This is a genomic window from Streptomyces sp. NPDC054887, from assembly GCF_053610585.1.
Window position 1 is genome coordinate 96400 of sequence record NZ_JBSGYQ010000006.1, and the last position, 18688, is coordinate 115087.

15 protein-coding genes are annotated in these 18688 nt (G+C 72.7%); 4 read left to right on the forward strand and 11 right to left on the reverse strand.

The genetic code is table 11. The features are described 5' to 3' along the window. Positions 1 to 344 precede the first annotated feature (344 nt). The 4 genes from ACWGH0_RS05350 to gcl form a co-directional block, all read right to left on the reverse strand. Positions 345 to 1451, reverse strand: coding sequence for a type III polyketide synthase (locus ACWGH0_RS05350; protein ID WP_453402793.1), 1107 nt, complete (start codon positions 1449 to 1451; stop codon positions 345 to 347). 308 nt (positions 1452 to 1759) lie between these two features. Continuing rightward, positions 1760 to 2971 (reverse strand): cytochrome P450, encoded by a 1212-nt coding sequence (locus ACWGH0_RS05355; protein ID WP_453402794.1) that lies wholly within the window; start codon positions 2969 to 2971, stop codon positions 1760 to 1762. A gap of 105 nt (positions 2972 to 3076) precedes the next feature. After that, the gene (locus tag ACWGH0_RS05360; RefSeq protein ID WP_453402795.1) at positions 3077 to 4486 is read right to left on the reverse strand and encodes a vanadium-dependent haloperoxidase; all 1410 of its coding nucleotides are present in this window, start codon (positions 4484 to 4486) and stop codon (positions 3077 to 3079) included. Positions 4487 to 4722: 236 nt separating this feature from the next. Next, positions 4723 to 6507 (reverse strand): glyoxylate carboligase, encoded by a 1785-nt coding sequence (gcl, locus tag ACWGH0_RS05365; protein ID WP_453402796.1) that lies wholly within the window; start codon positions 6505 to 6507, stop codon positions 4723 to 4725. 302 nt (positions 6508 to 6809) lie between these two features. On the opposite strand from gcl, the gene ACWGH0_RS05370 reads away from it, so the two are divergent. Beyond that, a complete protein-coding gene (locus ACWGH0_RS05370) occupies positions 6810 to 7559 on the forward strand; it encodes a hypothetical protein (protein WP_453402797.1) in 750 nt (249 codons plus the stop codon). A gap of 194 nt (positions 7560 to 7753) precedes the next feature. Here the strand turns inward: ACWGH0_RS05370 and ACWGH0_RS05375 are convergent, their stop codons facing one another. Together ACWGH0_RS05375 and ACWGH0_RS05380 are read right to left on the reverse strand one after the other, a co-directional pair. After that, positions 7754 to 9442, reverse strand: coding sequence for an AMP-binding protein (locus ACWGH0_RS05375; RefSeq protein WP_453402798.1), 1689 nt, complete (start codon positions 9440 to 9442; stop codon positions 7754 to 7756). A gap of 122 nt (positions 9443 to 9564) precedes the next feature. Next, on the reverse strand, positions 9565 to 10713 hold the full coding sequence (locus ACWGH0_RS05380; RefSeq protein ID WP_453402799.1) for a winged helix DNA-binding domain-containing protein: 1149 nt from the start codon (positions 10711 to 10713) through the stop codon (positions 9565 to 9567). Between the two features lie 173 nt (positions 10714 to 10886). Between ACWGH0_RS05380 and ACWGH0_RS05385 the strand changes: the two genes are divergently transcribed. Further along, the gene (locus tag ACWGH0_RS05385; RefSeq protein WP_453402800.1) at positions 10887 to 11609 is read left to right on the forward strand and encodes a DUF2470 domain-containing protein; all 723 of its coding nucleotides are present in this window, start codon (positions 10887 to 10889) and stop codon (positions 11607 to 11609) included. A gap of 66 nt (positions 11610 to 11675) precedes the next feature. Here the strand turns inward: ACWGH0_RS05385 and argB are convergent, their stop codons facing one another. Genes argB through ACWGH0_RS05400 form a run of 3 tightly spaced genes read right to left on the reverse strand, consistent with a single transcriptional unit; the run spans position 11676 to position 13374 of the window. Continuing rightward, positions 11676 to 12539, reverse strand: coding sequence for an acetylglutamate kinase (argB, locus tag ACWGH0_RS05390; protein ID WP_453402801.1), 864 nt, complete (start codon positions 12537 to 12539; stop codon positions 11676 to 11678). Then, on the reverse strand, positions 12536 to 12727 hold the full coding sequence (locus ACWGH0_RS05395; RefSeq protein WP_453402802.1) for a hypothetical protein: 192 nt from the start codon (positions 12725 to 12727) through the stop codon (positions 12536 to 12538). Before ACWGH0_RS05395 ends, argB begins: the two co-directional genes overlap by 4 nt. Beyond that, positions 12724 to 13374 carry an isochorismatase family protein gene (locus tag ACWGH0_RS05400; protein WP_453402803.1) on the reverse strand — a complete coding sequence of 217 codons (651 nt, stop codon included), beginning with the start codon at positions 13372 to 13374 and terminating at the stop codon, positions 12724 to 12726. The genes ACWGH0_RS05395 and ACWGH0_RS05400 overlap by 4 nt, the downstream gene beginning before the upstream one ends. 197 nt (positions 13375 to 13571) lie before the next feature. Here ACWGH0_RS05400 and ACWGH0_RS05405 point away from each other — a divergent pair, with 197 nt between their 5' ends. After that, the gene (locus ACWGH0_RS05405; protein WP_453402804.1) at positions 13572 to 15677 is read left to right on the forward strand and encodes a penicillin acylase family protein; all 2106 of its coding nucleotides are present in this window, start codon (positions 13572 to 13574) and stop codon (positions 15675 to 15677) included. 203 nt (positions 15678 to 15880) lie between these two features. Then, positions 15881 to 16534 (forward strand): HAD family acid phosphatase, encoded by a 654-nt coding sequence (locus ACWGH0_RS05410; protein ID WP_453402805.1) that lies wholly within the window; start codon positions 15881 to 15883, stop codon positions 16532 to 16534. 7 nt (positions 16535 to 16541) lie between these two features. Here ACWGH0_RS05410 and ACWGH0_RS05415 read toward each other — a convergent pair whose 3' ends face one another. Further along, positions 16542 to 17045, reverse strand: coding sequence for a DUF1360 domain-containing protein (locus tag ACWGH0_RS05415; RefSeq protein ID WP_453402806.1), 504 nt, complete (start codon positions 17043 to 17045; stop codon positions 16542 to 16544). 106 nt (positions 17046 to 17151) lie between these two features. Continuing rightward, positions 17152 to 18612, reverse strand: coding sequence for an amidase (locus tag ACWGH0_RS05420; protein WP_453402807.1), 1461 nt, complete (start codon positions 18610 to 18612; stop codon positions 17152 to 17154). Between the last annotated feature and the right edge of the window lie 76 nt (positions 18613 to 18688).

The window sequence follows — 18688 nt, forward strand, 5'->3', positions numbered from 1 at the left end:
GACCGCGCGGAGGGCCCGACGGGAGGTCGGGTCCACCGCGCAGTCCGTACCGCCGGCCCGCATGAGGGGTGGTCGGCGATACGGACGGAAGGGTGCCGCGGCGGCGAGCGAGCCAGTGCGGTGGTCAAGGCCCAAGGAACGCCCTCCTCGACCTGAGGGGAGGACGCCCGGAGGCTCATCGCCCACCGCCGCGGAACCCCTTCCCCCTCTGCTCCGCCCGGCGGTGCGAACGTCCTGTCGCGCCAGTCTCGTTCCGCCGGGCGGCATCCACTTCCCTGCCAGGGCGCGGGGTGCGTACGGACGGTCCCGTACGCACCCCGCGCCCTTCAGGTTTTCCCGGGCGCTCAGCCCACCCCGACCGCCTCGGCGACCGGCGCCCCGACGGTCCGGACGGCGTGCGCGGGCGCTCCCACCCACCGGCCGAGCGCGGTCTCGGCCGTGATGCCAGGCCCGAACCCGGCGATCAGGCCGCCGGCCCCGTCCGCGACGGTGTCCTCGTCGAAGAGCCGCGCCAGCGCGTCGAAGACCACGGAACTGGCGATGTTCCCGCGCTCGGTCAGCGTGGCCCGGCTGAACCGGAACATCTCCGGCGGCAGGTCCAGGTAGTGGCACAGGTCGTCGAGGATGCGCGGGCCGCCGGCGTGGACGATGAAGAAGTCCATCTGCGACACCTCCCAGCTGTGCTGGGCGACGAGCGACTTGAGCGCCGGAGCCAGCATCTCCATGGTCCCCGGCACCCGTTTGTCCAGCATGAAGTGGAACCCGGTGTCCCGTACGGCGTACGAGATCCAGTCCTCCGTGTGGGGCACCAGATGCGAGCCGTTGCGCTCGATGCGCATGCCGACCCCGCCCTCGCCGCGCACGACGGCCGCCGAGATGGCGTCCCCGAACAGTCCGTTCGAGAGCAGCGAGCCCACTCCGATGTCGGTCGGCTGGTAGCAGAGCGAGCAGAACTCGCAGGACACGATCAGTACGTTGGCCTTCGGGTACGCCGTGCAGAAGTCGTGCGCGCGGTTGATCGCCGCGCCCCCGGCGGCGCAGCCGAGTTGGGCGATGGGCAGCTGCCGGGTCTCCGGCCGGAAGCCCATCGCGTTGATCAGCCAGGCGGTCAGCGAGGGCATCATGAAACCGGTGCAGGACACGTAGACGATCAGGTCGATGTCGCCGGGCTCCACCTCGGCGTGGGCGAGCGCCCGACGCACCACACCGGGGACACGCGCCTTGGCCTCGGCCTCGTACACCTTGTTGCGGATCTCGAAACCGGGGTGCCGCAGGGTGTCCTCGATGGGCTGCACGATGTGCCGGGTGCGGACACCCGTGTTCTCGATGAGGCGCAGGACGAGGCCCCGCTGGGGATGGTCCGCGTGCGTCTCGCGGGCCAGTTCGAGCGTCTGCTCCATCGTGATGACGTGATCGGGTACGGCGACGGACGGTCGGCACAGTGTGGCCATGGTTCTTCCTTGTCTCATGCCGGGCAGCGGTACGGCCGGGCTGTCGTCACCACGGGGCGGTCGTCACCACGGGTGGTCGTCACACGGGCTGTTCGTCACAAGGTCTGGGTCACGCGGGTCTGGGTCACAAAGGTCTGGGTCACAAAGGTCTGGGTCACACGGGTCCGGGTCACGAAGGCCCGGGTCACACGGGTCCGGTTGGGCGCGGGACTTCGTCACACGCGTTGTCGCCACGCCGGCCCTTCGTCACACCGACCCCTGTCACACCGACCCCTGTCACACTGGCGCTTCGTCACACTGCCGACCAGTCACCACGCCACAGGAAGGGCGAGCGGGTAGCGCCAGATGGAGGTGGTGTTCCAGCGCACCTGGGACGGGTCCACCGCGAGCCGCAGCCCGGGGAAGCGGTCGAGGAGCGTGGCGAAGACGACCTCGAGCTCCATCGCGGCGAGCGGCGCGCCGAGGCAGTGGTGCGCTCCCCAGCCGAAGGTCATGTGGGGCACCACGGGCCGGTCCACGTCCAGTTCGCCGGGACGGTCGAACTTCCGCTCGTCCCGGTTCGCCGTGAGGTACGAGACGTGTACGACGTCCCCCGCCCGGATCGGCACGCCGCTCAGCTCCACGTCCTCGGTGGCGATCCGCGGGATGCCGACGCCCTTGCGGAACGGGATGAACCGCAGGAGCTCCCCGATCGCCGCCGGCAGGGCCGAGGGCCGCGCCCGGAGCGTGCCGAGGACGTCGGGACGGCTGAGCAGCGTGTACGCGATGTTCCCGATCTCGTACGTCGTCGTGTCCTGGCCGGTGATGAGCAGCACCATCGACATGACGGCCAGCTCGTCGTCGTCGAGCAGCTCGGCGCCGTCGCGGGCGGTCGCCAGCGTGCTGATCAGGTCGTCGCCCGGCGCGCGGCGCCGCTCGGCGCTCAGCTCGGCGAAGTAGGCGCGCAGGGCGGCCTTGGCGCGGACGGCGGCCTCCCGGTTCTCCGCGCTCACGTTCATCATGGTGTAGGCGTGCCCGCGCAGCCGCGGCCGGTCGTCCTCGGGGATGCCGAGGACCTCGCAGATCGTCATGAGCGGCAGCGGGGCGGCGATGTGCTCCACGAGGTCGGCCGGGGAACCGAAGTCAGCCATCCGGTCGAGCATCAGGTCGACCACGCTCTGGGTGCGCTCGCGCATGCGCGCCACGTGGCGCGGCGCGAAGCTCTTGGCGACCAGACTGCGCAGCCGGCTGCTCGCCGGCGGGTCCATGAGGTTGATCGACTCCGACTGCACGATCGGTTCCGGCGTCATCCGCGGGAAGTCGCGGCCCTTGACCGCGCTGCGGCTGAACCGCCGGTCGGTGGTGACCGTCCGCACGTCCTCGTAGCGGGTGACGAGCCATGCCTCCCCTTCTCCGTACGGCATACGGATCCGCGCGACGGGGTCGGTCTCCAGCATGCGTCGGAGCTGGGGGTCGAACTCGAGGGCCTCCGCGTAGTCGAAGGGGCAGCTCCATACGGTGCCGGTGGTCTCGGTCTCCACGTTGCTCCAGACGGTGTGCGGTCGATGTCCGACACACTTCCCCATCAGGGGGGGCGCTCATGTCCTCAAGCGGGTTATTTAACCGATTAGAGGGAGATGCGGACTTCAGCGCGGGCAGTGGGGAAGGGCCGCGGCCCCGGACGCCGGTGACGCGTGCGGCACCCGCGGCGTCGCCCTGCCCAGTGGCTGGAAGTAGTGGGCGAGCGCCCAGTCTCCGATGCGCAGGCCCGTCTCGCATCCGGCGACGTCGGCGCTGCGGAAGTGGATCCCGCCCCACACGCGGGCGTCGACCATGTCCCGGTTGAACTCGTCGGCGTACTCGTAGTGCCGTGTGGTGGCGACGGCCTCGGAACGGACGTACAGGTCGACGCGCGAGGTGCCGAGCACCCCGGCGGCGGTGCGCATGACCGCGCCGGCCACGGCCGCGTGGCCGCTGATGTACTCGGGATGAGGGGGCGTCACGAGCAGCGGCTGCCACTGCGGGTCCGCCTCGGTCGCCGGGTTGCCGTCGGTGTCCGCGAGGTGGACGGCGGTAACCGGTCGCCACAGGCCGTAGTGGAGCTTGGAGTCCCAGGAGGTGACGACCGCGTCGGCCGCCGCGGTGTTGACCGCGGCGAACAGCCGCGCCGTTTCGGCGATGCCCAGGCCGTGCCGGGTCGCGTGGTCCCGGAAGGCCGTCTGGAACTGCACCAGCAGGTTGCCGCCGAAGAAGAGGGCCGTCTCCGTCTGGTGCGCGGTCCGGGCGGATCCCGTCTTGGCGCCCATGGTCTTCGCCTCGTTCACGTCCCGGGCGTAGCGCTCGGAGGTCAGGGCCGGGGGCGGCCCCGGCCGGAACTGGTCCGGGGACCTGAGCAGCAGCGGGCGCATGGCGCCCAGCCAGGAGTCGACGTAGGGCTGGTGGGCGGGCGCGGTGGGCCGCCAGACCCCTGGCGCGGGTTCGGCGGTGTACTCGACCGGCTCGAAACGGCCGTCCCCCTCGCGGAGGCGGACGATGTGCTCGGCGGCCCGCTCCCCGTAGGCCACGCCCTGGTCCTCGGCGGGACCGTCGGGGATCTTGGCGAGGGAGGCGGCGTACTCGGCGTCGAGCCGCGACTGCGACGCGGGGAAGCAGGCGAGCAGTACGCGGTGTGCGGCGGTCACGGCCGCGGCTTCGGGCGACGCGGCGGCGGGGCCTCTCGCGTTCCACTCGTAGAGGGCGTACCGGCCCTGAATGCCGCTCACGGCGTTGTGGACGGCGGCGGAGACGAACGCGTGCCAGACGGCCACCTGCCCGGAGGGGTGCATGGCGCCGAGGTTCGCGCTGATGGTCTGAGTGGCGATGGCGTTCCAGTCGCGGACCGCCGCCGGGTCGGCCGCGGGCGCCCGGCCGGTGTCGGCGGCCGCCGGGGACGCGGCGGCGCCCGGGAAACCGACGAGCGCGAGAGACGCGACGACGCCGACGACGGCTCGCACGCCGGGGCGCGAGAGCCGGCGGGAACGGGGTGGACGAGACGGCACGGGGCGGTTCTGACGCACGGGCACTCCCTCGAAGCGGTACGGGCGGATCAGCACCGGATGCGGCGCTCGTTCAAGATCAACCGCAAACTCCGGCCGCCGCAAGCGGGGCGGCGCGACGGGACGCACGTACGCCCGCATGTCAGCGGGCATGGCGAAGCCCCCGGGGCCCGTCCTGCGCAAGCAGCACGGGCGCCGGGGGCGCGAGGGGGCGGGGTCCGGCCCGATGGGCCGGTCGCCGTGGCGGGCGGGGCCCGTCAGACCAGCGGGCGGATCGCCGTGGGGGCGTGGCCGGGCTCGGTGGCGAGCTCCTCGAACTCGGTCACGTCGCTCATGTCGACCGTCTTGCTCATCGCGATGTTGGTGATGCGCTCCAGGATGGCCTCGACGACGACCGGGACCTGGTGCTCGACGGCGAGCTTCTTGGCCTCTTCGAAGGCAGCGCCCAGCTCGTTCGGGTCCGTCACGCGGATGGCCTTGACGCCCAGGCCCTCGGCGACCTTGATGTGGTCGACGCCGTAGACGCCGATCTCCGGGGTGTTGATGTTCTCGAATTCGAGGTTGACCTCGAAGTTGATCCCGAGACCGCCCTGCGCCTGACGGATCAGGCCCAAGTATGCGTTGTTCACGAGGACGTGGACGTAGGGGACCTTGTGCTGCGCGGCGACCGCGAGCTCCTCGATCATGAACTGGAAGTCGTAGTCGCCCGAGAGCGCGACGATCGGGGTGTCCGGGTCGGCGGTGGCGGCGCCGATCGCGGCCGGGATGGTCCAGCCGAGCGGGCCGGCCTGGCCGCAGTTGATCCAGTTGCGCGGGCGGTAGACGTGCAGCATCTGCGCGCCGGCGATCTGGGAGAGGCCGATGGTGGTGACGTAGCGCGTCTCCGGGCCGAAGGCCCTGTTCATCTCCTCGTACACGCGCTGCGGCTTCATCGGGATGTTGTCGAAGTGCGTACGGCGCTGGAGGGTGGCCTTGCGCTCCTGGGCGGAAGCGGCCCAAGCGCCGAAGTCCGGCAGCCTGCCCTCGCCCTTGAGCTCCTTGGCGATCTCGATGAAGAGCTCCAGGGCGGCCTTGGCGTCGGAGGCGATGCCGAAGTCCGGGGCGAAGATCTTGCCGATCTGGGTGGGCTCGATGTCGACGTGGACGAACTTGCGGCCCTTGGTGTAGGCGTCCAGGTTGTAACCGGTGTGGCGGTTGGCCCAGCGGTTGCCGATGCCGAGGACGAAGTCCGACTCGAGGAAGGTCGCGTTGCCGTAGCGGTGCGAGGTCTGGACGCCGACCATGCCGGCGCTCAGCTCGTGGTCGTCCGGGATGGTGCCCCAGCCCATGAGGGTGGAGATGACCGGGACGCCGGTCAGCTCGGCGAACTCGACCAGCAGATCGGAGGCGTCGGCGTTGATGATGCCGCCGCCTGCGACGATCAGCGGGCGCTCGGACTCCAGCAGGAAGCGGAGGGCCTTCTCGGCCTGGGCGCGGGTCGCCTTCGGCTTGTAGACCGGCAGCGGCTCGTAGGTCTCCGGGTCGAACTCGATCTCGGTCAGCTGGACGTCGATCGGCAGGTCGATGAGGACCGGGCCGGGACGGCCGGAGCGCATGAGGTGGAACGCCTGCTGGAAGACGCCCGGGACCTGGGCGGCCTCCAGGACCGTGGTGGCGGCCTTGGTGACCGGCTTGGCGATCGAGGCGATGTCGACGGCCTGGAAGTCCTCCTTGTGGAGCTTCGAGACCGGGGCCTGGCCGGTGATGCACAGGATCGGGATCGAGTCCGCGATCGCCGAGTACAGGCCGGTGATCATGTCGGTTCCGGCGGGGCCGGACGTACCGATGCAGACACCGATGTTGCCCGCCTTGGCGCGGGTGTAGCCCTCGGCCATGTGGGACGCGCCCTCGACGTGGCGGGCGAGGGTGTGGTGGACGCCGCCGCCCTCTTTCAGTGCCTTGTAGAACGGGTTGATCGCCGCGCCCGGCACACCGAACGCGTTCGTGACGCCTTCGCGCTTGAGGATCTCAACTGCGGCTCGGGCTGCGGTCATTCGAGGCATCGCGTACTCCTGCTCGGCCAGTCGGAGCGGCTCACCGTTGCGAGCCGGTGAGCACCACTCCATGGTTTCCATAATGCGGAAATCTGATTCTGCTATACGGAAGCAATCTAGGGTGAGGTCCGGCGCTCGTCAAGAGCCGGCATTGGTTGAAGACCCTCCCCAACGGGTCGCTCTTGGTGGACGATGGGCGACGTACCGCGGTCGCGGGCGCCCGGCCGCACGCCGCGGTCCCCCGCACGCACGCACGCACACACACGTACGCACGTACGCACGCACACGCCGACGGTCCGAGGGGGACGGTCATGGGAGAGAACGTGCCGGTGCGCTGCCCGGCCTGCCGTCGCCAGCACACCTTCACGCCGCCGGTCTTCCCGTGCGCGTGCGGTGAGCCGGTGGCGCCGCCGCTCTTACGGGGCGCCGCCCCGGAGCGGATCACGCACCGCACCTGGACCGACGCGTGGGTGACCGTCCGGTGCGGCGCGTGCGGGCGCCAGGACCAGTGGCCGCAGCCGGAGCTGGGATGCGCCTGCGGCGTGGTGCTGCGCATACCGGTACGCCCCGTACCGCGGCCCGCGCCCCCCACGGCCGCCGCCCCGCGCGACGGCCGGACGCCCGCGCCGGCCGCCGGACGCCCGGCGCACATCCCGCTGCCGCGTACGGCGGCTCCCCCGCGTCCGCGGTTCCGCCCGATGACGATCAGGACCGCGCGGGACGCGGTGACCGCGGCGGCGCTCTACCTCAAGTGGCTCGGATTCCACGACATCATGCAGTCCCCCGAGCGCCCGGCCTCGGGCATAGACCTGCGGGCGCCCGGCATGATCGCCCAGGTCGACCCGACCACCCGCCCGGCCGGCCTGCGCGAGGTCGAGTGCCTGTGGCTGCACGGGCTGAGCGCGTCGGCGGTGAGCGTCTTCTTCTCCCTGGCCGGGTACACCGACGACGCCCGGGCGCGCGCGGAGGGCCTCGGTGTCCCACTCTTCGTCATGGACCTCACGGGCACACCGCAACCGGTCAACCGCCCGGCGGACGAGCTGATCACCACCGGCGCGTGAGCGGCACCGGACCCACCGGCCGGGTACCGCTCAGCGCGTGCCCGGCCGCCACGTCGACGCGCGCCTCCCGCTCCGAGCGGGCCGCGACCGCCCGGCCGGGGTCGCGGCCGGGCGGTCGGGGTCGCGGCCGTGCGGTCGCGCAGGAGCGGGGGGAGGCGCCGGTCGGGTGGGCTACGCGGGCGAGGCGTCCGCGTTCATCGCAGGTCCCCCTCGTCGTACTCCGTCTCCGAGCCCCGCGCCGTACGCTCGCGCAGCTCGATCCGGCGGATCTTGCCGGACACGGTCTTGGGCAGTTCGGTGAACTCGATGCGCCGGATCCGCTGATAGGGCGCGAGCACCGACCGCGAGTGCGCGAACAGCAGCTTGGCCGTGTCGGGTCCCGGTTCCCAGCCCTCGGCGAGGACGACGTACGCCTTCGGCACGGCGAGCCGCAGCGGGTCGGGCGCCGGCACGACGGCCGCCTCGGCCACCGCCTCGTGCTCCAGCAGGGCGCTTTCCAGTTCGAATGGCGAAACCTTGTAGTCGGAGGACTTGAACACGTCGTCCGCACGCCCGATGTAGGTGAGGTATCCGTCGGCGTCGCGTGAGGCGATGTCACCGGTGCGGTAGTAGCCGCCCGCCATGGCCTGCGCCGTGCGCTCGGGGTCTCCGTGGTAGCCGGTCGTCAGTCCGACCGGCCGCGCGGAGAGGTCGAGGCAGATCTCGCCCTCGCTCGCCCCCGGCTCCCCGGTGACCGGGTCGAGCAGGTCGACGACGTAGCCCGGGCTCGGCCGGCCCATCGAGCCGGCGAGGAGCCGCTGGCCGGGTGTGTTGGCGACCTGGACGGCCGTCTCGGTCTGCCCGAAGCCGTCCCTGACCGTCACGCCCCACTCGCGTCGCACCGTCTCGATGACCTCGGGGTTGAGCGGCTCCCCCGCGGCGAGGGCCTCGCGCGGCGGGGTGCGCAACTGCCCGAGATCCGCCTGGATCAGCATGCGCCAGACGGTCGGCGGGGCGCAGAAGCCGGTGACGCCGGCGCGGTCCATCTCGGTCATCAGCCTGGCCGGGTCGAAGCGCGTGTAGTTGTGGACGAAGACGGTCGCCTCGGCGTTCCACGGGGCGAACAGATTGGACCAGGCGTGCTTGGCCCAGCCGGGCGAGGAGATGTTGAGGTGCACGTCGCCGGGTTTCAGGCCGATCCAGTACATGGTCGCCAGATGCCCGATCGGGTACGACACATGGGTGTGTTCGACGAGTTTGGGGCGGGCGGTCGTGCCGGAGGTGCAGTAGAGCATCAGGGGGTCACCGGCGTGTGTGGCGCCGTCGGGCCGGAAACCCTCCGGGCTGCCGTGGGCATCGCCGTACGGCAGCCACCCGGGCCGGCCGCCCGCCTCGCCGCCCACGACGATCCGGGAGTAGTCCCCCGGCACGTCGTCGAACTTGGCCGTGTCCTGCTCCCGCACGATCACGTGCCGGACCCTGCCGCGCGCGACGCGGTCGCGCAGGTCGGCCGGGCCGAGCAGCGGTGTGGCCGGGACGACCACGGCGCGCAGCTTCATCGCGGCCAGGGCCGTCTCCCACAGCTCCGGCTGGTTGCCGAGCATCACCAGGACCCGGTCACCGGCCCCGACGCCGCGCGCGCGGAGCCAGTTGGCGACCTGCCCGGAACGCGCGGACAGCGCCGCGAAGGAGAGCTCGGCGCGCCGGCCGTCCTCCTCGACGATGTGCAGCGCGGTCCTGTCGTTGCCCTCGGCGATCCGGTCGAACCAGTCGAGCGCCCAGTTGAACCGCTCGGGGCGCGGCCAGACGAACCCGCCGTAGGCCACCTCGTAGTCCTCCCGGTGCCGGAGCAGGAAGTCCCGGGCCGCCCGGAACTGCTCCGTCGCGTCGCCTCGTGCCACCATGCGTCCTCCTCGTCGCCGGCCCTCGCCGGACCGCTTCCTGCCATCGTCCAAGCGGTGGCCCGGTCCCACTACCCCCGTACGGGGGAGAAGCGACCCCCTGACGGGGGATGCGGCCGGGCCGTTCAGGCGGAGCCGTCGCCGTCCGGGGAGGTCGCGAAGCGTACGTCGTGCGTGGTGGCCGAGGTCATGGTCGCGAGCACGTACCGGCCCTCCTGCTCCAGCGCCGCCCGCTGGGGCCGCGTGAGAGGGCCGAAGGGGGTGACCGTCAGTACGGCCGAGGCGCCGTCCTTCGTCTCGTCCAGCCGCCAGGTCCCCGCCAGGAAGCCGTCCACCAGGAAGGTGGAGTGGCTCTGGCTGCCCGTCCAGGTGCGGCCCTTGTACCGCGCGGGCACCACCCGCGTACGGTCGGCGTGGGACAGCAGCAGGTTGTCGAACTCCGGCAGGAAACGCGGGGGCGCCGGGGTGTCCTCGTCGGGCCGGGGCGCGTCGGGGAGGTCGAAGAGCTCGACGCCGTACGGGTCGTGGAAGGTGACGAGCCGGGGCCGCAGCCGCTCGAAGGCGTCCCGCAGCCGCGTCAGCCCGCACCAGGTCTGCATGTCCTTCACCGAGGCGGGGCCGAACGCCGCCAGGTAGCGCAGTACGGTCGCGTCGGGCGCCGGGGCCGGTGCGGACTCGCGTCCGAACCAGTGCTCGGCGGTGGTGAGCGCCACCTGGCCGCTCTTCCCCCACAGCCCGCGCGGGGTGACCTGGACCAGCGGCAGCAGGCAGCGGGCCGCGACGCCGACGGCGAGCGGCTCGGCGCCGGGCCACTCCTTCAGCAGCAGCTCGCGGATCTCCTTCAGCGTCCGGGGCCGCTCCTCGACGAAGTCCCGCGTCATGGCCGCGAGCCGCTCCAGGTCCACGCCCGTCAGCCCCGCGCGGAACATGTGCAGTTCGCGGTCGCGCGCCGCCTGGACGAGGGGCCGCAGCGTGAGGCAGTCGTCGGCGGTGTGCGTGTGAATGGTGGAGCGCAGGGTGACCAGGCGTCCCACCTCGCGGGACGCCATGAGCCCCGACAGTTCCGACGGGTCGAAGCGGTCGAGCCGGGCGGCGAGTTGGTAGTACGGCGGCTTGGTGTTCTGCGCCTGGAGCCCGACCAGGTGCGTGACGGCGTCCTTCGCGGACATGGCGGTGCGCCGGAGCAGGAGTTGGCGTGCCAGGGTGGCGCGATTGAGGGCGCGCGTGCTCAGTACGGCCGGCGCCGGTCCCGCGTTCGTCTTCTTCGAGGCCATGACCGCACGCTATCGACCCTTGCGGACAGGATCGGTCCGCGGAGAGCCGCCCTTGGAACGGAGGCGCACCCGATCGTCCTGCGCCCGTCCCGCTCTGAGCACGGGGGGTGGCCGCCGAGATCCGCATGAGGTAACTTAGGCAAGCCTTACCTAATCCGAGAGGGGAGTCCGGGATGGATGCCGAGGTCTGCACGGCCCAGCCGACCGACGGGGAGCGCGTGCGCAGTGTGGTGGCCGCGGCGGGGTCGCTCATGGTGGTCACGGACCGGCACTCCTGCGAACCGGCCGGCCTGCACACCCTCGACGAGCGGGGCCGGCTGTGCCTGCGCGTGCCGGACGACTGCCCGCTGGCCGCCGAGGTCGCCCTCGCGCCCCGCGGCATCGTGGCCGCCGTACTGAAGTTCACCGACATCGCCCCCACCGCGGTGCGCGACCGCGTGCGGGCCCGCGTCACGCTCACCGGCTGGCTCGCTCCCGTCGGCCGGGCCTCCGAACCGGGCCTGGTGCGCCTGGACTTCGCACACGCCGAACTGACCACGGCGGCCGGCACGGTCACCGTCGGCCTCGACGAACTCACCCTCGCCGGCCCCGACCCGCTGGCCGCCTACGAGGCCGACATGCTCACCCACCTCGTCGACGCGCACGGCGACGAGGTGGCCCGGCTCACCCGGCTCGTGGACCCGCACCTCGTACAGGGCGTACGGCGCGTGGTGCCGGTGGCCGTGGACCGGTACGGGCTCACCCTGCGGCTCGAACACGCCGACGCGCACCACGACGTGCGCCTGCCCTTCTCCGACCCGCTGCACCACGCGGCGGAGGCCGGTGACCGGATCCGGACCCTGCTCGCCGCGGCGCGCGCGTGCCCGCGCCGCCGCCGGTCGCCGATCCGGCCGTAACCCGCGAGGCGCCGCAGGGCGGCGCTCCGCGCGTGCCGGGCGGGAGCCGCTCGTCGCGGCCTGTGGTCATACGCCGTCCGCGTCCCGGTCCGGGACCACGGTGGTGCCGGTGCCGTCGCCGCTGAAGACGGCCCGCACCACGGAGTGCGGCACCCGGCCGTCGAGCACGTGGGCCTTGCGCACGCCCGCCTGGACGGCCCGCAGGCACCCTTCCATCTTGGGGAGCATCCCGCTCGCCAGTTCCGGCATCAGTTTCTCCAGCTCACCGGCCGTCAGGCGGGCGATCACCTCGGGGTTGTGGGGCCAGTTCGCGTACAGCCCCTCGACGTCGGTGAGCATCACCAGCTTCTCCGCGTCGAGGGCCACCGCGAGCGCCGACGCCGCGAGATCGGCGTTGATGTTGTAGACCTGTCCGTCCGTGCCCCGCGCTATCGGCGAGACCACCGGGACACGGCCCCGCTCCAGCAGGGCCAGCAGGGTGTCGGGGTCGACGTCGACGACGTCACCGACCAGCCCGATGTCCACCGGCTCGCCGTTCACCCAGGCCGGCCGCCGTACGGCCGTCATGGTGTGCGCGTCCTCGCCGGTCATCCCCACCGCGAACGGCCCGTGCCGGTTGATGAGGCCCACCAGCTCCCGCTGGACCCGGCCGGCCAGCACCATGCGGACCACGTCCATGACCTCCGGAGTGGTCACCCGCAGTCCCTGCTCGAAGCGGACGTCCAGACCGAGCCGGTCGAGCAGCGCGCTGATCTGCGGGCCGCCGCCGTGCACGACGACCGGGCGCAGCCCTGCCCGCAGCAGCTCCACCACGTCACGGGCGAACGTACGCTTCAGGTCCTCGTCGACCATGGCGTTGCCGCCGAACTTGATCACGACCGTCCGGCCGTCGAATCCCGCCGGGCGGCGACTCTCCTCGGCACCGGTCATGAGCTGTACGCGCTGTTCTCGTGGACGTGCTCGGCGGTGGGGTCGTCGCTCCAATTCACCGCCGGCTCGCCGGCCGCCGCTCGCGACGGGCCTCGCTCCACCACCGGCGCCAGGCCGGGATGGCCGGATTCCTTGACGCCTGCGGGCACACCGCTCGCGCTGAGTCCCTGTGCGGCGGTCACGGTCACGGAGTCACTTCCTTCGCGGACAGGTCGTGCAGCAGGGCGCCGGTGGCGCACACCACGCCGCTGCGAGCGGCCAGGCGCAGCGCCATGGAGTGCTCCTCGGCGGAGAGGTCGGCCACCGCGTCCGCCACGACGAACGGCTGTATGTCGTGCAGGGAGGCGTCCGCGGCGGTCAGCAGGACGCCGAGGTGCGCGTACACACCGCAGATGATCAGCTGGTCGCGGCCGGTGGACCGCAGCAGTCTGCCGAGATGGCCGCGGAGGAAGGCGCTGTGGCGGGCGTTCGCCATCAGGTGTTCGCCGGGCCGTGGCGTGAGCGGCTCGACGATCGCGGCGGCGTCGTGGTCGTCGCCGGAGCCCGGGCCCCACACGTCGGCCGGCAGACCGTTCTGACCGGGAGGCCGGACGGCCGGTTCGGCGCTGAAGACGACCGGGATGCCGAGCGTCCGCGCGCGTTCGCGCAGGGCGGCGATGTTGCCGACGAGTTCGACCACGGGCGGGCGCTCCGGCGGGAAAGCCCGGACGAAGTGGTTCTGCATGTCGTGGACCAGCAGCGCGGCCCGTGCGGGATCGATCCTCCACGGAACGCACGAGGCAGGGATCGCCGCACGGTCGGGCATGGGGTAGGAGCCGATGACCGGCAGTCCCATGCGTGTTCTCCTCCCCCGTCGACGGCGTGTCCGCGTGCGGACCGTGAGCGCCCCCCGGGACCGGGGGACGCGCGCGGACAGCGCGTGGCGCGGCCGTCCAACCCCGTGCCGCGGCGGGCCGGTTGGTCACTTAGCTTAGCCTAACCTTATGGGGGGTCCGATCCAGGCCCCGCCCCCGGCTTGAGGAGACGAAGAGCATGACGGTCACCACGTACCGGGACGCCTGGGGCATCCCGCATCTCCGGGCGTCCGACCCGCTCCAGCTGGCGTACGGCCAGGGCGAGAACGCCGCGGCGGACCGGGCCTGGCAGATCGAGGTCGAACGGCACCGCTCCCGGGGCACCACCGCCTCGTTCCTCGGCGCGGGCGCCGTCCCGTGGGACGTGCTCGCCCGCCGGGCCAGGCTCGACGACACCGCACGGCGCTGCTTCGACCGGCTCGACGGGCACACCGCGGCCTGGGTGTCGGCGTACGTCGACGGGGTCAACGCCGGTCTGGAGCGGGGCGCGGCGGCCGCTCCGCAGTTCGCGCGGACCGGACTCGCCCCGCAGCCGTGGGAGCGGTGGACCCCGCTCGGCGTCTGGCTCGCCCACCACATCCTCTTCGCGGGTTTCCCGACCAAGCTGTGGCGCGAGGAGGTCGCCCGGCGGCTCGGCGACGAGGCCGTCGACCTGTTCGCCACCGACGACCCCGGCACCGCGGGGTCGAACGGCTGGATGGTCGCGGGCGAGCGCACGGCAGGCGGCGCGCCGCTCATCGCGGGCGACCCGCACCGCTTCATCCAGGACCCCGGCTTCTACCAGCAGATCCACCTGTCCTGCCCGGAGTTCGACGTCGTGGGCCTCGCCGTTCCCGGCGTACCCGGGATCGCCCACTTCGGCCACACCGGGACGGTCGCGTGGGCCATCACCAACGCCATGTCCGACTACCACGACCTCTACCGGGAGCGGCTGCGCCGTGCGGAAGGCGGCATCGAGGCGCTGGGGCCCGGCGGCTGGCGGCCGGCGGCCCTCCACCGGGAGACCGTCGAGGTCGCGGGAGGCGAACCGGTCCGGATCGACGTGATCGAGACGGAGCGCGGCCCGCTCGTCGTCGACGGCCTCGAAGACGCCCCGGACCCGGGTACGGAACCGACGGACATGCCCGGGGGGATCAGCCTGCGCTACCCGCCGCGGGTCACCGCGGACCTCGGGTTCGACGTGCTCCCCGACCTGCTGAGGGCACGCACGGTCGCGGACGTGGACCGGGCCCTCGACCGCTGGATCGAGCCCGTCAACGTGGTGCACGCCGCCGACTCGTCCGGCGGGCTGCTGCACCGGGTGGCCGGGCACGTACCCGCCCGGCACCGCGACAACTGGCTGCGGGTGGTGCCCGCCTGGCAGCCCGGCCACGACTGGGACGGCCGCGTCGGCACGCCCCGCGCCCCGATCGACGGCGTCGCCGTGATGGCGAACGCCCGGGGCATCGCCGCCCCCCTCGGGGTCGAGTTCGCCCCACCGCACCGCGCCGACCGTATCGACGCCCTGCTGCGCGCGTCACGGGACTGGACGGCCGCCGGCATGGCGGCCGTGCACATGGACACCTACCTGGCGGCGGCCGGTCCGCTGCTGGAGCAGGTGGCGCGGCTCGACGCCCTGGGACCCGGCGCCGAGCGGGTCAGGGAACGCCTGCTGTCCTGGGACCGCCACATGGACGCGGGCAGCACCGCCGCGGCGGACTACGCGCGCCTGCGCTCGGCGGTCACCCGCCGGATCGCGGCGGCCCCGCACCTCGCGGGCCTCGCCGTGCCGCTGCCGTACCCGGCGGTCTTCGCACCGTGGCTGACCCTCACCTCGAAGGTCGCCTTCGCGCTGGAGACCCTGCTGACCACCGACCGGCTGCCCGGACTCGACGTGCCGGGCTGTGTGCGCTCCGCCCTGGACGAGGTCGCCGCCGCGCCACCGGCGCCCTGGGGCGAACTCCACCGCCTGGCAACCTGCCAGGCGCTGCCCGCCGCGGAGGAGGAGCCGTGGCCCGGACTCGGCGGCGACCACGACTGCGTACTGGCGACGTCCAGCACGCCCGGTGTCACCGACCTCAGCGCGCGCGGCCCGTCCGCCCGGTACGTGTGGGATCTGGCCGATCGCGAGAACAGCCTGTGGGTCGTTCCGCTGGGCGCCCTGGGGACTCCGGGCGGCCACCTTCGCGACCAGCTGCCGCTGTGGCTGCGCGGCGAACTGGTGCCCGTCGTCACCGATTTCGGCCGGCTCACCGAACACGGCACCGTCCGCTGGGAAGGGACGAAGCGCGGCCCCGGCATGTGACGGTGCGTCACCGCCGGGCCGGCACGCGAACACACACAGGCAGGCACGCGCCCAGGCACTCCCACGGGCCGAAGAATCTTGCTACCGACCAGTAGAGGCAGCACCTCGAACGCTCCATCATAAGACGCGTACATGCCAATGGCTCGCCCTCCTCACCGGAGGGGCGGGCCATCCGTGCGCCGTGACTCGAAGGAGCACCCCCCATGCGTACTGGCGAACGGAGAACCCGGGCAGCGGCCACCGCGACCACGCTGGTCCTGTCCGTGGTCACCGCCGTCACCGTGACGGCGCCGGCCGCCGCGGCCCAGCCGCAGGAGCCCGCGCTCCAGCCGCGGACCGCGTCCTCGGCGCGGCTCCTGGCCGTCGACTACCGGACCTGGCAGCGCGATGTGGCCGCCGTCGTCGCCACCGCCCGCCCCTACCTGGAGCAGCGGACCTCGCAGCCCTCCGACGAGAGGCGGGCCATCGTCCTCGACATCGACAACACCTCGCTGGAGACGGCGTTCCACGACTTCTGGGACTTCCCCACGCCGGCGGTCGCACCCGTCCGCGACCTCAGCCGCTTCGCCGACTCGCGCGGCGTCGACGTCTTCTTCGTGACCGCCCGGCCCGGCATCATCCACGCGCTGACGGAGTACAACCTCCAGAAGGCCGGCTATCCGGTCGCGGGGCTGTACGCGCGCAGCCTGCCCGACCTCTTCGACGAGGTGAGCGCGTACAAGACCGACATGCGGGCGAAGATAGAGGCCAGGGGCTACACGATCATCGCCAACATCGGCAACAACACCAGCGACCTGGTGGGCGGGCACGCCGAGAAGACGTTCAAGTTGCCCGACTACGGAGGTCAGTTGTCGTAGGGCCGCCTCAGTCCTTGGTGGCCGCCTTCATGAGCGCGCTGTAGGCCAGTTGCAGCGCGTCCGCCCCGGCCACCGTGGCGAGGGCGGCCACCACGACGCGTGTGGGCCGCGGCCAGAGCACGTGGCTCGCGGTCAGCGCGGTCCCGACCCAGACGCTCATGCAGAAGGGGCAGGTCAGCAGTTCGCCGGCCGTCCGCCGCGCCCCGTCGCGCGGCTTCTCCGCCAGCTCGGCCGGTCCCTGCGGGCCCTCGTACTCCGTGAACGGCGCTCGCAGCGGACTGGTCACCGACGCCTTGGTCAGCAGGCGGCTGAGCCGGAACGTCGCGACGGACGTCAGCGCCACGTCGGCCGGTGCCGCCCTGGCCGGCAGCGGCCGCCCGCTCCTGTGGACGGCCGTCGCCCAGGCCGCCGCGAATCCGCAGTAGGCCGCCGAGGCCGCCGCGTACCCACCGAGGTGGCGGTTCTCGGAGCGGGAATAGGCCGCGCGTGTACGCCGGAAGAGATCCACCATGCATCGCACCTTCTCACTGGGGCATTCCGCTGCCCGAGTGCCACTCGCGGCCGGACCCAAACCCTCGGCCGTCGGAGCGGGGGCCGGCGCGTCCGGGCGCCGGTGCTCACGACCACACGCGCATCACCGGTGTGCGGTCCTCGATCGCCTGGGCGGCGTCGAGCACGGCTTCCTCCTCGAAGCGCCCGCCGATGAGCTGCGCGCTCAGCGGAGGACCGTCGCCGAGGGCGACGGGGACCGTGACGGCGGGGAAGCCGAGGACGGGCACGGCGGTCATCGGCCACATGGCGCCGAACAGTCCCAGGGCCCGGTCGCGTCCGTCGATGTCGGCGTCCTGCTCGAACGCGGGCTCGGCGCAGACCGGCGTGAGCAGCAGCCGCTCGGCACCGAGGAGTTCCTGGAGACGGGTGACGAGGGTCGCCCGGCGCGCCCAGCCGTTGATGTAGGTCTCCAGGCCGGGGCGCTCCCCCCACACGGTGGCCGCGGCGGCGAAGTGGTGGTCCAGGGCGGTGCGGATGTCCGGTCCGCCGACCTGCGCCACCAGGGGCAGCAGCTGGCGCATGTCCTCGGTGATCAGCAGGGACCACAGGCGGCTCGCCTCGGCGAGCAGCGGCATGCCGTCCAGTTCCTCGACCTCGTACCCGGCGTCGTCGAGCCGTGCGGCGGCGTCGCTCACGGCCCGGTCGACGTCCGGGTGGTTCTTGACGGTGTCGATGCTCCGGACGACGCTCACCTTCCGGGGCCCCGCGCCGTGCGCGCGTTCGGGGATCGCCGGGACACCGTGCGGGTTGCGCAGATCGGGTGTGGTCATCACGCGCAGCGCCAGCCGCGCGTCGGCCACGGTCCGCGCGAGCGGTCCCTGTACGGCGCAGGCGTGGACGGTGGGCGGGAAGTCGAGCTCGACGAGCCCGCCGGGGGTCTGGGCGAAGGCGGGCGGGCCCCAGTCCGAGACCCGGCCGACGGTGGGGCGGACGCCCACGACGCCGCAGCAGGCGGCGGGGAAGCGGATGGATCCGCCGATGTCGTTCCCCTGGGCCAGCGGGGTCATGCCGGCGGCGATGCCGGCCGCCGCACCGCCGCTGGAGCCGCCGGGCGTACGGGCGTGGTCCCAGGGGTTGAGGGTGCGGCCGTGCAGGTCGTTGGTGGAGAACCAGCGGAGGGAGAAGGCGGGTGCGTTGCTGCGCCCGAGGAGTACGGCGCCGGATTCGCGCAGGGCGGTGACGCAGGCCGCGTCGCCCTCGGCGGGGCGGTCGGCGAAGGCGCGCACCCCGTTGCTGGTGGCGTGGCCGCGCTGATCCGTGTTGATCTTGATGGACACGGGCACGCCGTGCAGCGGCCCCAGTTCGGCGCCGGCGGCCACGGCTTCGTCGGCGCGGCGGGCCTCGGCGAGCGCTTCGTCGGGGCGGACGTCCACCAGCGCGTTGACCTCCGGGTTCACCTCCTCGATGCGGGCGAGACAGGACTCCAGCACCTCCACGGCGGAGACGTCACGGGCCCGGACGGCGGCGGCGAGTTCCGTGGCGGTTCGCTGCCACAGAGGGGCCGACGGGGTTGCTGAGTTTCCCATGGATACCTCTTCGACAAAGGGCCCCCGGCCGCCGCGACAGCGCGGCGGGCACACGGGTGGGCGGGATCGGGGAGGA